Consider the following 12,933-nt stretch of genomic DNA (forward strand, 5'->3'; position numbering starts at 1 on the left):
GGGCCAAGTGCCCGGTTTTTTTATGACGTTCACTTCACCGGCGGCAAGAATCTGCGCATCACCTCGTCGCTGTCATCACTGTCCTGAATGTCGATGAGCACCTGATTGAGACGGATCACCAGCTCATAGACACGTGGCCAGCCCTTACGACTGGGCTGGGTGAGGGTGAGCAGACCGCTCTCGCTCATCAGCAGCTCGATGTCACTTGGCAAACCGTCGCAACGACGCCCCCAATCCTATCAACAGCCGCATGGCTCGGTTCATCTTGTCCTCCTTGACAACCCTTTGCCGCTTAGTTCCGAGGGCAGTATCGATCACATCCATCAGGTGCCGTCGAGATCGCGCCACAGGGCCAGCAGGGGGCGGGAATGGCGCCGTATTGCAGGCGCGGGGTCAGCAGCCCCTGGGCCGCCAGTTGCAGATGACGGGCGTCCATCAGCGAGAGATGGGGGATCGACATGAAAAACCACTCCTTGGTTTCAGGGAGCCGCGCTCGCCGCGCCAGTGCGATGATAAACGGGGAAGCAACGTCCTGCGGTCAGGTCATCAGCATGCCCAACTCGGCGGTAAATGAAAACGCCCCGCTCAGGGTTTGGTGATGACGGCCACATCGGCATGGGGAAAGAGAACATCGGCCTGCCAGCGGGCCGCCAGGGCGCGAAACGAGGCTTCGGCAAAGAAGACAATGTGGGTCGGGTCGTGGCGGTAGCGCCAGCTCCTGAAACGCTCGTCGCTGAGTACCCGCTGGGTCTGCAACACCAGGATGCCGCCTGGCTTGAGGCAGCCCCAGAGCCCGTCCAGCACGGCGCGCGGCTCGGCGATATGTTCGATCACCTCGGTGCTGGTGATGAAGTCATACTGCCGCGTCAGCAACTCAGGGAAGTCGGCATAGAACTTGTCGTAACCCGCCATCTCGTAGCCCGCCTCTGTGCCCATGGCCACCAGCGCCGGCCCCGGGCCGCAACCGAAATCGAGACCGCTGGCAGGCCGCGGCACCCGACTCAACACCTCGCCAAAGGCCCGCATCAAAAAAGCGCGATAACGGGGATCATCCACCTGATTATCGTGACCGTCATAAACCGCTTTCTCCGCCGCTGGCGCCAGATGACCGCTGGCATCCAGCCAGACCAGCTCACAGGCCTGGCAGCGATGGTACTGCTTGCTGGCCACCGGCAGCACATAGGAGTCGACTGCACCGCACAGCGGGCAAGGGGACGGGCACATGGGGTTTCCTCACGAGAGTGGCTGGCCCAATCCGGGATGGGCTCGAAATGGGCGCCAGCTTGCCTGCCCTGACCGCCGCTGACAAGGGGTTTGTCCCCGGGGATCATGGCCTGCCATTTGGCTGACAACCCCGTTTTTCATCACCTACCGGTACAAATCGACACTTATTTTCCCCTCTTAAGGGTTTCTTAAGTTTGCCCATTTAGTCTGACAGCAACAGACCAGAAGGAGCCATCCATGACCACAGACATTCAAGCACCCTACCGTTTGGTGCTGGCCGATACCCAAGAGCAGGTCATGGCGTTGCAGGCCTACATACAGGCGGCCTACAGCCACGAGTTCGACGCCCGCATTCCCCATTTTCTGCCCTGCCTGCTCGGTCTCTATCGGGCAGATGGCATCCTGGTGGGAGCCTGTGGCCTCAAGTTGGCCAGCACCGAGCATCTCTATCTGGAACAGTATCTGGACCACCCCATAGAGGCCGCCATCGAAACCCGATTGGGGGTACGCGCACGGCGGGATCGCATCGTCGAGGTGGGCAATCTGGCCTGCAGCGAACCAGGCAACGCCCGCCTGATGTTTGCCGCGCTGTGCCGCCTGCTGTGTGACAACGACCTCGATTACGTTGTGTTCACCGGCACCGCCAAGCTGCGCAACAGCTTCCATCGCCTGCACCTCACCCCGGTCGAGCTGGCTCCCGCCCAAGCCGACAAGGTGGGTGACGATGCCAGCGCCTGGGGCGCCTATTACCACTGCCAGCCCAAGGTGATGGTCGGGGATCTCGGCCAGGGACGTCAGGCGCTGACCCAGGGCAGCCTGTTGCTTTCCCTGCTGGCGCCCATGCCATTCCTGTTCAACTGCCCGCACCGGAGCGCCTTATGATGCTGTTTGACCAGATAGCCCACTTCGCCCGCCATGCGCCCCACAGCCCGGCCCTGAGCGGCAGCGAGCATCGCATCAGCTACGCACAGTTGTGGTTGCAGATCTCCGCCCTGGCCGAACGCCTGCAACAGGCTGGTATTGCCCGGCTGGCGCTGCAACTGGACAACGGCCTGCCCTGGGCACTGATCGATTTGGCCTGTGCCAAGGCTGGCATAGTGGTGATCCCGGTCCCCCACTTTTTCAGCAAGGAGCAACAGGAGTGGCTGCTGGAGAGCAGCGGGGCCGACGCCCTGATCGGCCCCCATCACCCGGGCTGGCAAGCAAGCGAACCGCTGCACCTCTCGATCGGTGAGCTGCCGCTGTGGCGCAAAGAGCCGCCCCACATAACTCCCCTACCTGCTGGCACGGCCAAGATCACCTACACCTCCGGCAGCACGGGGCAACCCAAGGGGGTCTGCCTCTCCCTTGCACATATGATGGCGGTCTGCGAGTCGCTGGCGCAGCGGGTCGCCCCGGCCGGGGTCGAAAAGCACCTGACTCTGCTGCCATTGACCACACTGCTGGAGAACCTGACCGGCCTCTACGTGCCGCTGCTCACCGGCGCCAACAGCCATATTCCCTCGCTGGGGGAGCTGGGTTTTTCCGGCTCCAGCAAACTGGCCCCCGCCACCCTGGCCCAGGCCCTGCTGCGCTGGCCCACCCACAGTCTGGTGCTGGTGCCCGAATTGCTGCGCCTGCTGCTGGCCCTGTGCAGCGCCAATCCGGCGCTGGCCAAACAGCTGGCGGCGCTGCGTTTCGTCGCCGTGGGCGGGGGCAAGGTCTCGCCCGAGCTCATCAGTCGCGCTCGCAAGCTGGGGCTGCCGGTCTATGAAGGTTATGGCTTGTCGGAGTGCGGCTCAGTCGTGGCACTCAATGGCCCGGATGGACACAGCCTTGGCAGCGTCGGCCAACCGCTGCCCCACTGCCGGGTATCGATCGCCGCCGACGGTGAAATTCTGGTGGAAGGCGCCGCTATGCTCGGCTATCTGGGGGCTGAGGAGCCACAACGGCTCCAGCTTGCCGTCCCCCAGCAGATTGCCACCGGCGATCTGGGCCACCTGGATGATGAGGGCTATCTGCACATCACGGGCCGCAAGAAGAACGTGCAGATCACCGCCTTCGGTCGCAACTTCTCCCCCGAGTGGATCGAGGCGGAAGCCCAGCTCTGCCCGGCCATCGCCCGCATCGTGATCTTCGGCGACGGCCAGCCCGCCAACGTGGCCCTTATCCAGCCGCTGCCCGGTGCCGACGCCCAACTGGCCCAACAGATAGCGCAGCTCAACCACCGCCTGCCCGATTACGCCCGTATCCATCACTGGCTACCGGTGGCACTGGATCAGCATCCCGACCTGCTGACCGCCAACGGTCGCCCCCGCCGCGAGCGGATCTATCACCACTTTTCCCGGCAAATCAGCCAATGCCTTACAGGAGAAACCTCATGAGCTTCTATCACCTGCTGCAACAAGCCACAGCCCCGGATCGGGAGCATCTGTTCAAAGCCCCCATCATAGAGGCGTGTCGCAAGGGCGAGATCTCCCGTGACACCTATCTGCGCTTCCTCTCCCAGGCCTTCTATCACGTGCGCCACACTGTGCCGCTGTTGATGGCCACCGGCGGCAAGCTGGGTCAGGAGTATGAGTGGGTACGCGGTGCCATTGCCGAATATATCGATGAGGAGTATGGCCACCAAGAATGGATCTTAAACGATATCCGCGCCTGTGGCGGCGATGCCGAGGCAGTGCGGCACGGCCAGCCCGGGCTGCCCATCGAGCTGATGGTGGCCTTTCTCTATGACCAGATACAGCGCGGCAACCCCATGGGCTTCTTTGGCATGGTGCAGGTGCTGGAAGGCACCAGCGTCGCCATCGCCCTCACCGTGGCAGACCAGCTGAAAAAGGGCCTAGGTCTGCCCCCTCAGGCGATGAGCTACCTGAGTTCCCACGGCGCACTGGATCAGGAGCACCTCAAGTTCTTCGAATCCCTGATGGATCGGGTCGAAAACCCGGCGGATCAAGCCGCCATCATTCACTCGGCCAAGGTGGTTTACCGCCTCTACGCCGACATGCTCTATCAACTCACGGAAACACAAGCATCATGAAGCTTGAAGGGAAAAAGGTGTTGCTCACGGGCGCGAGCGGCGGGATCGGTGAAGCGCTGGCCCAAGCGCTGGCGGCCCAGGGGGCGCACCTGCTGCTGCATGGACGCAGAGCCAGCGTGCTGGAGCGCCTCTGCAAAGAGCTGCCGTACCCGGAGCGCCATCAGATAGTGATCGCCGATCTGGGATCTCCTCAGGAGCGGGCCCGGCTGTTGCAACATCCCGCGCTGGAGGAGGGGCTGGACGTGCTGATCAACAACGCTGGCTGCAACCAGTTTGCCTGGCTGGAAGATCAGAGTGTGGAGCAGGTAGAACGCCAACTGCTGCTTAATATCGAGGCGCCGATCCAGCTGACCCGCGCCCTGCTGCCCAGGCTGCGCAAACCCGCCGTGGTGATGAACATAGGCTCCAGCTTCGGCGCCATCGGCTATGCGGGTTACAGCGTCTACTGCGCCAGCAAGTTCGCCCTGCGCGGCTTTAGCGAGGCGCTGGGCCGCGAGCTGGAAGGCACCGGCATCAAGGTGCTGCACTTCGCCCCCCGCGCCACCCGTACCCGCCTCAATTCGGAGGCGGCCTACGAGATGAACGCCGAGCTTGGCACCCAGACTGACAGCCCGCAGGACGTGGCCGAAGCTGCCGTCATCGCCCTGTGCAACGAGAGTCGCCGCAGTTGGCTCGGCTGGCCGGAGAAGCTGTTCGTGCGACTCAACGCCCTGCTACCCGGCCTCGTTGACCGGGCACTGGCCAAACAAAAACCCATCATAGAGCGCTACGCTCGCCACTCGCCGCCCCCACCCGCTGTGGGCAAAGGCAACCCCACCGCCGTCATGACAGAGAAGGAACGTTAACATGAAGCACGCCACTCTCCGCCCCCGTTTGGGTCATAGCGCTATCCTGCTCCTCGCGCTGGGCTCTGGCCTGGCTCAGGCCGCCGACGCCCTGCACGTCATCCAGCAACAGTGGGCCGTCTGCCAGTATCAGCAGACCGGCAAGGCCAAGGAGAGCTGCCTGGAGCAATTGAGCAGCCAGGCCGATGAGGCCAGCGCCAAGGAAGCCTTTCGTACCGACCTGTTGATCTGGTCGGCCATCGTCAAGAGCAGCTGGGCCGGCGCCAAAGGCGGGCTGGGGGCGCTGGGTCTGGTCAAGGAGGCCAAGGCCAAGCTGGAGATAGCCCTCAAGCAGGATCCCAAGATGCTGGACGGCTCCGCCTACACCAGCCTGGGTTCGCTCTATTATCAGGTGCCGGGTTGGCCGGTGGGATTTGGCGATAACGAGAAGGCCGAACAGCTGCTCAAGCAGGCGCTGGCCATCAACCCGACCGGCATAGATCCCAACTTCTTCTACGGCGACTTCCTGCTCGATCAGGGCCGCAAGGACGAAGCCAAAACCTATCTGGACAAGGCACTGGCGGCGCCGGACCGCCCCGGCCGCGAGGTGGCGGATCAGGGTCGTCGCATCGAGATCCGGGACCGCCTTGCCAGGCTATAAAATCAAGCTGGATCAAACAGCTATTTAAACTCTGCCCGCCCGCTTGCATACTGGTGGGCAGCGTCGTTTAAGGGGGAGTGACTATGCGGATCCTGTTGGTCGAAGATGATGTGATGCTGGGCGATGGCATGGTGGATGCCCTGCGCAGTAGTGGCTATACGGTGGACTGGTTGCAGCAGGGGCTGCCCGCCCTGCCGGTGCTCAAGAGCGAAGAGTTTACGGCCCTCATTCTGGATCTCAACCTGCCGGATATCGACGGCATCAGCCTGCTGCGCAAGTTGCGACGGGAAGGCCAGACACTGCCCGTGCTGATCCTCACCGCCCGCGACGCCCTGGACGACAGGGTACTGGGGCTCGATGCTGGCTCCGATGACTACATGGTCAAACCCTTCGCCCTGCAGGAGCTCAACGCCCGTCTGCGCGCTCTGGTGCGGCGCAGCAAGGGGCAGGCTCAGGCAATACTGGAATATGGCGAACTGCTGCTCAATCCCGAGTCACAGCAGGTCACCTATCGGGGCGAACCGGTCAAACTGACCCCTCATGAATACAAGCTGCTGCAGGAGCTCATCACCCAGAGCGGCCGGGTGCTGAGCAAGGATCAGCTGCAACAGAGCCTCTACGGCTGGGACGAAGGCGCCGAAAGCAACGCGGTGGAGGTCCATATCCACCACCTGCGCAAGAAGTTCTACAGCGACCTCATTCGCAATATTCGCGGGGTCGGCTACATCATTCCGCAGCTTGAACTACCACAGCACAGAGACAACCGGGCATGAATCGTCCCCGCTCCATCCGCCATTTTCTGCTCTCAGGCATACTGGCGCTGGTCAGTGCCAGCCTGGCTATCAGCGCCCTCATCGGCTATCTCGAGGCCAGCCATGAGATGGAGGAGCTGTTCGATGCCCGCCTCGCCCAATCTGCCCGCATCACCAACCAGTTGCTCAGCCGCTATCTGGAGCAAAATGGCGATCTGCCCGCCAACGGCACCGTCTACGAAGATTGGGAGCAGCACAACCCGGATCAGTGGCAGAAGGACACCAGCCTCAATCTGCGCGGCGAAGACAGGGAGCTGACCCCCTTCGGCCACGAGTTCGAGCGCAACCTCTACTTCCAACTGCTGAACGAGCAGGGCAGCATACTGCTGCGCTCCCCCAGCGCCCCAAGCCAGCCGCTGGTCGAACTGGCACCCGGTTTCAACACGGTCGAAAAAGACCAGCATCAGTGGCGCACCTTCACCCTCTACAACCAGGACGAACATACCTGGCTGGTGGTGGCAGAGCGGGACGACGAGCGCAGCGAACTGGCCAGCAAGATGGCCACCCTGGCCATGTTGCCGCTGCTCATCACCTTGCCCTTCCTGCTCGGCCTGCTGTGGTGGCTCATCTCCCGTGGTCTGGCGCCGCTGCGGCTGCTGGCCCAGGCCATAGGCGAACGCCACCCCGCCAATCTGAGCCCGCTCAACCTGAAGATCCGCGCCCAGGAGCTGACCCCGCTCACCAACGAGATCAACCGCCTGATGCACGCTCTGGCCGACACCATAGAGCGGGAGAAACAGTTCACTAACGAGGCGGCGCACGAGCTGCGCACCCCGCTGGCGGTGCTGCGCATACACAGTGAAAATGCGCTTGCCGCCGAAGATAACGCCAGCCGCGAGCAGGCATTGCAAAAGATGCTGCTGGCGCTCGATCGCAGCGATCGCCTGCTGCGCCAGCTGCTGACTCAGGCCCGCATCGACAGCCAGCAGGGAGTGACGCTGACCGAGCTCAACCTGAACCAGCTGCTGCAAGGCACGCTGGCGACCCTGGCCCCCATCGCCCTGAAAAAGGATCAGCAGCTGTCGCTGGAGGGGGCGGAGCAGCTGACCGTGATGGGCCAGGCCACCCTGCTGGATCTGATGTTCAGCAACCTTATCGACAATGCGCTGCGCTACACCCCTGCCCGGGGCGAGATTGCGGTCGAGGTGCGGCACGAAGGTAACAGGGTCAGGGTCGATATCCGCGACACTGGCCCCGGTATCCCCACCGCCGCCCTGCCACGCCTGTGCGAACGCTTCTTTCGGGTCAATCCCCAGCAGGGAGACGGCGTCGGCCTCGGCATGGCCATCGTCTCGCGCATCGCCCAGCTGCACGGCGCGGATCTGGATATCCACAACCGGCCAGAGGGAGGGCTGGAGGTGAGCGTGCTGCTGCCCATTCCGCCGCGGCCTTCCTCATAAAACCGAGTCGGCGCACATAGCACACGGGGGCCTGAGCCCCCGTTTCTGTTGTTTACAGCGCATCGGTGCGACACCACTCAGCGGCAGCCGGGCTGCACCGTGAAGGTACGGCTCGCATCCACGGCCCCCAGATCCGCCAGCAGACGACGACCGAGCAGCACCGGATAGATCATCTTGCTGCGATCCCGCAGGGTGAACCACTCCTCATACACCTTGTCACCCAGGCAGATAGCCATGGTGACAGTGGGTCTCTGCTCCATGCCGCCAGCGCCGCGCACCGTCACCATGTGCTCCACCGGCAGCTCCAGGGTCTGGCGCACCTGCTGGGCGGTGTTGGCATCCGTCAGCTGCAAGGTAAAGCGCACCCAGGGTTTGCCATCGCGCTTGAAGTGGTGCAGATCCCGTGCATCCATCGAGGAGGTGAGTGCCCCGGTATCCAGCTTCATCTTCACCGCCACGCCGCTTGGCATTAGGAGCCCCTTCTCGATCCAGCCATACACGGCGGGAGCAGAGACGGCACGGGCCGCCCCCGGCAGGGAGAGGCAGGCCAGCAGCAACAGCGGCATCATTCGCGATCCAAACATGTCAGTTCCTCGTCCAGACTGGGCCCAGGCTGGCCCGAGAGGCCAAGAATGAGGATGCAAACGGCGGCTGTCAACTGGCGAAACCCGGCGGCTGGCGGGCTTGTTCTGCCAGGGTCGGAGGCGCCACATGGGTGGGTAAAAAGACGTGATTGAGGGCTATGTTCGCAGGGAGGTTCAAGCCGAAAGGTGGTGTTGGATGACACCCAGCGCCGCACTCAGGTTGTGACGCCAAAGGCTAACACAATGATGAGCGAATTATCAGTCTTGTTCTGGCGGGATTTGTGCCTACACTGTTGTAAACCGGAGGCCCTGAAAACCACCGGTTTTTTTGCGCCTGCCGAAAATTGACCACTGCAAACGTGACTTTCAACAAGGCTCAATAAGGAATTCGTCATGCGTATCGAAGAAGACTTGAAGCTCGGTTTCAAGGATGTTCTGTTTCGCCCCAAGCGCTCTACTCTCAAGAGCCGTTCCCAAGTTAGTCTGACCCGTCAGTTCACCTTCAAGCACACCCAGACTCAATGGCAGGGCGTCCCCGTCATCGCCGCCAACATGGATACCGTCGGCAGCTTCGCCATGGCCAGAACCCTGGCCGGTTTCGAGATGATGACGGCGGTACACAAGCACTACAGCCTTGCGCAGTGGCAAACGTTCGTGAGCGAGACAGACCCGACCCTGCTCGGTCATGTGATGGTATCGACCGGCACCTCCGAAGAGGACTTCATCAAGACCCGCCAGATCCTGGCCATGTCAACAGCCCTGCGCTTCATCTGCGTGGACGTGGCCAACGGCTACTCCCAGCATTTCGTCGAGTTCCTGCGCAAAATACGTGAAGCCTGCCCGAACCACGTCATCCTGGCCGGCAACGTGGTCACCGGCGAGATGGTGGAAGAGCTGATCCTCTCCGGCGCCGACATCGTCAAGGTCGGCATAGGCCCGGGCTCGGTCTGCACCACCAGGGTCAAGACAGGTGTCGGCTACCCCCAGCTCTCTGCCATCATAGAGTGCGCCGATGCGGCCCACGGCCTCGGTGGCCAGATCGTCGGTGACGGCGGCTGTACCTGCCCGGGGGACGTGGCCAAGGCGTTCGGCGGCGGCGCCGACTTCGTGATGCTGGGCGGCATGCTGGCAGCCCACGAGGAGTGCGGTGGTGAAGTGGTTGACGTGGATGGCGCCCCTTTTATGAAGTTCTACGGCATGAGCTCATCGAGTGCCATGGACAAGCACGCTGGCGGCGTCGCCGACTATCGCGCATCCGAGGGCAAAACCGTGCTGCTGCCCTATCGCGGCCCGGTCGAGAACACGGTGCGCGACATCCTGGGTGGCGTGCGATCCACCTGCACCTACGTCGGCGCCAGCCAACTCAAAGAGCTGACCAAACGCACCACCTTCATCCGGGTGCGTGAACAAGAGAACAACGTCTACGGCAAGGAGTAAACCGGCCCCTGCTAGCCACGAGCGCAAAAAGCTGAGGCAAGCAGAGTGACGACGCCCCCCCCCTGCCAGGGGGAGCAGGGAGAGGGTCAATGCCCCCTTAGAAGCCAATCCACCGGTGTGCTACCCTGCACACCGGTTTTTTTGTATCTCTCATTTCCATCGGACCCCTGACATGACGACCTCTTCGCCACGCAATCTGCCGCCATTCGACTGGGATATCTTCTGCTGCGTCGTGGACAACTTCGGTGACATAGGCGTCACCTGGCGGCTCGCCCGCCAGCTGGAGCAGGAGGGGCATGGTAAGGTGCGGCTCTGGGTGGACGATCTGGCCAGCTTCGCCCGCATCTGCCCGGGACTCGATCCCGCGCAGGATGGCCAGTGGGTAGCCGGCATCTATATCCAGCTCTGGCACGACGCCCTGCCGGCGGATGTTCTCCCGGCAAAGGTGGTCATAGAAGCGTTCGCCTGCGAACTGCCCGCCCCCTTTATCGATCGCATGGCCAGGCTCACACCATCCCCCTGCTGGGTCAATCTGGAGTACCTCTCGGCCGAATCCTGGGTCGAGGATTGCCACGGCCTCGCCTCGCCCCAGCGGGTCGGCAACCTGAGCCTCAACAAATACTTCTTCTTCCCGGGCTTCACGGCTAAAACCGGTGGTCTGCTCTGCGAGCGGGGGCTCATCGCCGAACGCGAGCAGTGGCAACAGGATAAGGCGGGCCTTGCCGCTTACTGGGCCAGCCTCGGTTTGCCAACGCAACAAGAGCACGAGCTGCGGGTCAGCCTCTTTACCTACGAGAGCGACGCGCTGGTGAGCCTGGTTGCAAGCTGGTGCCAAAGCCCAACCCCTGTCACCTTGCTGCTGCCGCTCGGTCGCTCGCTACAGGATGTGCTGCGCGGCGCTGGCCTTGAACAAGCTATCGCCACCGCCAAGGCGGGTGACCTGCTGCACTCGGGCAACCTCACCATCAAGCTGCTGCCCATGACGGATCAGGCTGGCTACGACCGGCTGCTGTGGAGCTGCGATCTCAATCTGGTGCGCGGCGAGGACTCCTTCGTGCGGGCCCAGTGGGCCAGCCGTCCCTTCCTGTGGCACATCTACCCGCAGGAAGAGCAGGCCCACATGGTCAAGCTGGACGGTTTTCTCGATCACTACCTGGCAGACTTGCCCCCGGACACAGCCCAGTGGCTGCGCGCCTTCAGCCACGCCCTCAATCAGGGGGAGCAGACCTGCGAACTTTGGGCCCAATGGCCCCGATATAACGCCAGTTGGCAGCAACATGGGCGAAGCTGGTCACAGAAGCTACTCACGGACGGGGATCTCGTCACGCGATTGGTGAAATTTTTAGAAAGCCGTATATAATCTGGCAGTTTTTATCCGTCCGTTTCACGAACAGGAATTTTTTACATGAAAACCGCACAGGAAATCCGCGCTGGTAACGTAGTCATGATCGGCACCGAGCCGATGGTGGTCCAGAAGGCTGAGTTCAACAAATCCGGCCGTAACTCCGCCGTGGTCAAGATGAAACTGAAGGGTCTGCTCAACGGTAGCGCGACCGAGACCGTATTCAAGGCCGACGACAAGCTGGACGTGGTTCAGCTGGAGCGTAAAGAGTGCACCTACTCTTACTTCTCCGACCCGCTGTATGTCTTCATGGACACCGAGTACAACCAGTACGACGTCGAGAAAGACAACCTGGGTGACGTGCTGAACTACCTGGTAGACGGCATGGAAGACATCTGCGAAGTGACTTTCTACAACGAGAAAGCCATCTCCGTAGAACTGCCGACCACCATAGTGCGCGAAGTTGAGTACACCGAGCCGGCCGCCCGTGGCGACACCTCCGGTAAAGTGACCAAGCCTGCCCGCCTGAAGGGCACTGCCTACGAGCTGGCTGTTGCCGCCTTCGTAGAGATCGGTGACAAGATCGAAATCGACAGCCGCACCGGCGAATTCAAGCGTCGCATCTCCTGATCGACACCTTGAGTTGAATGCAAAAAAGCGAGCCAATGGCTCGCTTTTTTATTGATGCCATAGCCGCGCTTCAGAAAACCGGCCCAGTGCCGCTAACCCAGTTAACCGGGGAGCGCACTATGGCCAGATTATCCTTATCACTGCTGTTACTGACCCTGCTGGCAAGTCACGCTTCGCAGGCCAGCGACGTCGCGCCCCCCATCGCCAAGCCACAACCCATCGACTACTGGCAAAATAGCGACTGGCAGGGGCTGCCCAACAGTATCCAGATAGACAAGCAGACGGTGCTGTTTGCCAAGCACGACAGCGACAGCTATGTCGGGCTGGCGATCCTGCTGCCGGACTGGCAGCGCAGCGGCCAGCTGTGGCAGCTGACCCGCGCCCTCGGCCAGCTTGGCTTCGATACCCTGCTGCTGCTCCCCTCCCCCCAACAGATTGAGCTGGATCCCGCTGCCGAGAAGAAACAGCAGGCCATTGATGACTTTCGCAAGCAGTTTGCCACCCGCATCAGCACGCTGGGGGACGCCAAGCTGCAGGAGGGGGGCTTCAAGCTGATACTGGCGCAGGGCACCAGCGCCGCCTGGGCCGTCAACCTCATCGCCAGCGAGCAACTGCCCGCCCCCGATGCCCTGGTGCTGCTGGACGGCTTCTTCCCCAATCAGCAGAGCAATCAGACCCTGGCCAAGCAGATAGCCCAGGCCACCATGCCGACCCTGGATCTCTATCAGGAAGAGGGCGGCCGCTGGCCCCTGCTGGCCGCCGAGGCCCGCCAGAGCGAGAGCCGCCGCAGCCACAAGCTCAACTACCGTCCCTACGCCCTGATGGATCTGGATGAGACGTCAACCCGCATTCAGGGCTGGCTCACCCACCTCGGTTGGCTCTGAGCCCTGCCGCCGCGCCAAAATGCTGCCTGCCTCACATCCGTCGCGATCAGATCGCCGCTGAGCCCGTTCGGACTGGCTCCCGGACGCCCATATTTGGCATCATGACGGCTCCAATG

14 protein-coding genes and 1 pseudogene are annotated in these 12,933 nt (G+C 62.3%); 11 read left to right on the top strand and 4 right to left on the bottom strand.

Features of this window, described 5'->3' with window-relative positions; genetic code table 11:
• Positions 1-29: 29 nt before the first annotated feature.
• From WJM78_RS15600 to WJM78_RS15610, 3 genes and pseudogenes are all read right to left on the bottom strand, one after another.
• Positions 30-224: pseudogene (locus WJM78_RS15600) on the bottom strand (hypothetical protein); the annotation flags it as partial.
• Positions 225-292: 68 nt separating this feature from the next.
• A complete protein-coding gene (locus WJM78_RS15605; protein WP_339015995.1) occupies positions 293-460 on the bottom strand; it encodes a hypothetical protein in 168 nt (55 codons plus the stop codon).
• 125 nt (positions 461-585) lie between these two features.
• A complete protein-coding gene (locus WJM78_RS15610) occupies positions 586-1,224 on the bottom strand; it encodes a class I SAM-dependent methyltransferase (RefSeq protein WP_339010353.1) in 639 nt (212 codons plus the stop codon).
• Positions 1,225-1,461: 237 nt separating this feature from the next.
• On the opposite strand from WJM78_RS15610, the gene WJM78_RS15615 reads away from it, so the two are divergent.
• The 7 genes from WJM78_RS15615 to WJM78_RS15645 all read left to right on the top strand — a co-directional run bounded on the left by WJM78_RS15615 (position 1,462) and on the right by WJM78_RS15645 (position 7,940).
• Entirely contained in the window at positions 1,462-2,106 is a 645-nt protein-coding gene (locus tag WJM78_RS15615) for a thermostable hemolysin (protein WP_042034681.1), read from the top strand.
• Positions 2,103-3,587 carry an AMP-dependent synthetase/ligase gene (locus WJM78_RS15620; protein ID WP_339010356.1) on the top strand — a complete coding sequence of 495 codons (1,485 nt, stop codon included), beginning with the start codon at positions 2,103-2,105 and terminating at the stop codon, positions 3,585-3,587. Before WJM78_RS15615 ends, WJM78_RS15620 begins: the two co-directional genes overlap by 4 nt.
• Complete coding sequence (locus tag WJM78_RS15625) at positions 3,584-4,243, top strand: TenA family transcriptional regulator (RefSeq protein WP_042034683.1); 660 nt, start codon at positions 3,584-3,586, stop codon at positions 4,241-4,243. Before WJM78_RS15620 ends, WJM78_RS15625 begins: the two co-directional genes overlap by 4 nt.
• Positions 4,240-5,088, top strand: a complete 849-nt coding sequence (locus tag WJM78_RS15630; protein WP_339010358.1) for an SDR family oxidoreductase — start codon at positions 4,240-4,242, stop codon at positions 5,086-5,088. The genes WJM78_RS15625 and WJM78_RS15630 overlap by 4 nt, the downstream gene beginning before the upstream one ends.
• Before the next feature lies 1 nt (position 5,089).
• Positions 5,090-5,728: a tetratricopeptide repeat protein gene (locus WJM78_RS15635; RefSeq protein WP_339010360.1), complete on the top strand. Its 639-nt coding sequence runs from the start codon at positions 5,090-5,092 to the stop codon at positions 5,726-5,728.
• Positions 5,729-5,811: 83 nt separating this feature from the next.
• Complete coding sequence (locus WJM78_RS15640) at positions 5,812-6,501, top strand: response regulator (protein WP_108536609.1); 690 nt, start codon at positions 5,812-5,814, stop codon at positions 6,499-6,501.
• Positions 6,498-7,940, top strand: a complete 1,443-nt coding sequence (locus tag WJM78_RS15645; protein ID WP_339010361.1) for an ATP-binding protein — start codon at positions 6,498-6,500, stop codon at positions 7,938-7,940. Before WJM78_RS15640 ends, WJM78_RS15645 begins: the two co-directional genes overlap by 4 nt.
• Before the next feature lie 77 nt (positions 7,941-8,017).
• Here WJM78_RS15645 and WJM78_RS15650 read toward each other — a convergent pair whose 3' ends face one another.
• Entirely contained in the window at positions 8,018-8,524 is a 507-nt protein-coding gene (locus WJM78_RS15650) for an ATP-dependent zinc protease (RefSeq protein WP_339010362.1), read from the bottom strand.
• Positions 8,525-8,917: 393 nt separating this feature from the next.
• On the opposite strand from WJM78_RS15650, the gene WJM78_RS15655 reads away from it, so the two are divergent.
• The 4 genes from WJM78_RS15655 (at position 8,918) to WJM78_RS15670 (ending at position 12,817) form a co-directional block, all read left to right on the top strand.
• A complete protein-coding gene (locus WJM78_RS15655) occupies positions 8,918-9,961 on the top strand; it encodes a GMP reductase (RefSeq protein ID WP_339010363.1) in 1,044 nt (347 codons plus the stop codon).
• A gap of 172 nt (positions 9,962-10,133) precedes the next feature.
• Positions 10,134-11,321 carry an elongation factor P maturation arginine rhamnosyltransferase EarP gene (earP, locus tag WJM78_RS15660; RefSeq protein WP_339010365.1) on the top strand — a complete coding sequence of 396 codons (1,188 nt, stop codon included), beginning with the start codon at positions 10,134-10,136 and terminating at the stop codon, positions 11,319-11,321.
• A gap of 45 nt (positions 11,322-11,366) precedes the next feature.
• Entirely contained in the window at positions 11,367-11,933 is a 567-nt protein-coding gene (gene efp / locus WJM78_RS15665; RefSeq protein WP_042034694.1) for an elongation factor P, read from the top strand.
• A gap of 119 nt (positions 11,934-12,052) precedes the next feature.
• A complete protein-coding gene (locus WJM78_RS15670) occupies positions 12,053-12,817 on the top strand; it encodes a DUF3530 family protein (protein ID WP_339010367.1) in 765 nt (254 codons plus the stop codon).
• Positions 12,818-12,933: the final 116 nt, after the last annotated feature.

The organism is Aeromonas popoffii, from assembly GCF_037818705.1.
In the GTDB taxonomy this organism is placed as follows: Bacteria; Pseudomonadota; Gammaproteobacteria; order Enterobacterales; family Aeromonadaceae; genus Aeromonas; species Aeromonas popoffii.

Bases quoted from the DNA above. Each gene is read 5' to 3' on its own strand.
- WJM78_RS15655 (WP_339010363.1), top strand. From the start codon at position 8,918: ATGCGTATCGAAGAAGACTTGAAGCTCGGTTTCAAGGATGTTCTGTTT.
- efp (WP_042034694.1), top strand. From the start codon at position 11,367: ATGAAAACCGCACAGGAAATCCGCGCTGGTAACGTAGTCATGATCGGC.
- WJM78_RS15645 (WP_339010361.1), top strand. From the start codon at position 6,498: ATGAATCGTCCCCGCTCCATCCGCCATTTTCTGCTCTCAGGCATACTG.
- WJM78_RS15650 (WP_339010362.1), bottom strand. From the start codon at position 8,524: ATGTTTGGATCGCGAATGATGCCGCTGTTGCTGCTGGCCTGCCTCTCC.
- WJM78_RS15625 (WP_042034683.1), top strand. From the start codon at position 3,584: ATGAGCTTCTATCACCTGCTGCAACAAGCCACAGCCCCGGATCGGGAG.
- WJM78_RS15620 (WP_339010356.1), top strand. From the start codon at position 2,103: ATGATGCTGTTTGACCAGATAGCCCACTTCGCCCGCCATGCGCCCCAC.
- WJM78_RS15615 (WP_042034681.1), top strand. From the start codon at position 1,462: ATGACCACAGACATTCAAGCACCCTACCGTTTGGTGCTGGCCGATACC.
- WJM78_RS15610 (WP_339010353.1), bottom strand. From the start codon at position 1,224: ATGTGCCCGTCCCCTTGCCCGCTGTGCGGTGCAGTCGACTCCTATGTG.
- WJM78_RS15635 (WP_339010360.1), top strand. From the start codon at position 5,090: ATGAAGCACGCCACTCTCCGCCCCCGTTTGGGTCATAGCGCTATCCTG.
- WJM78_RS15630 (WP_339010358.1), top strand. From the start codon at position 4,240: ATGAAGCTTGAAGGGAAAAAGGTGTTGCTCACGGGCGCGAGCGGCGGG.
- earP (WP_339010365.1), top strand. From the start codon at position 10,134: ATGACGACCTCTTCGCCACGCAATCTGCCGCCATTCGACTGGGATATC.
- WJM78_RS15670 (WP_339010367.1), top strand. From the start codon at position 12,053: ATGGCCAGATTATCCTTATCACTGCTGTTACTGACCCTGCTGGCAAGT.
- WJM78_RS15640 (WP_108536609.1), top strand. From the start codon at position 5,812: ATGCGGATCCTGTTGGTCGAAGATGATGTGATGCTGGGCGATGGCATG.
- WJM78_RS15605 (WP_339015995.1), bottom strand. From the start codon at position 460: ATGTCGATCCCCCATCTCTCGCTGATGGACGCCCGTCATCTGCAACTG.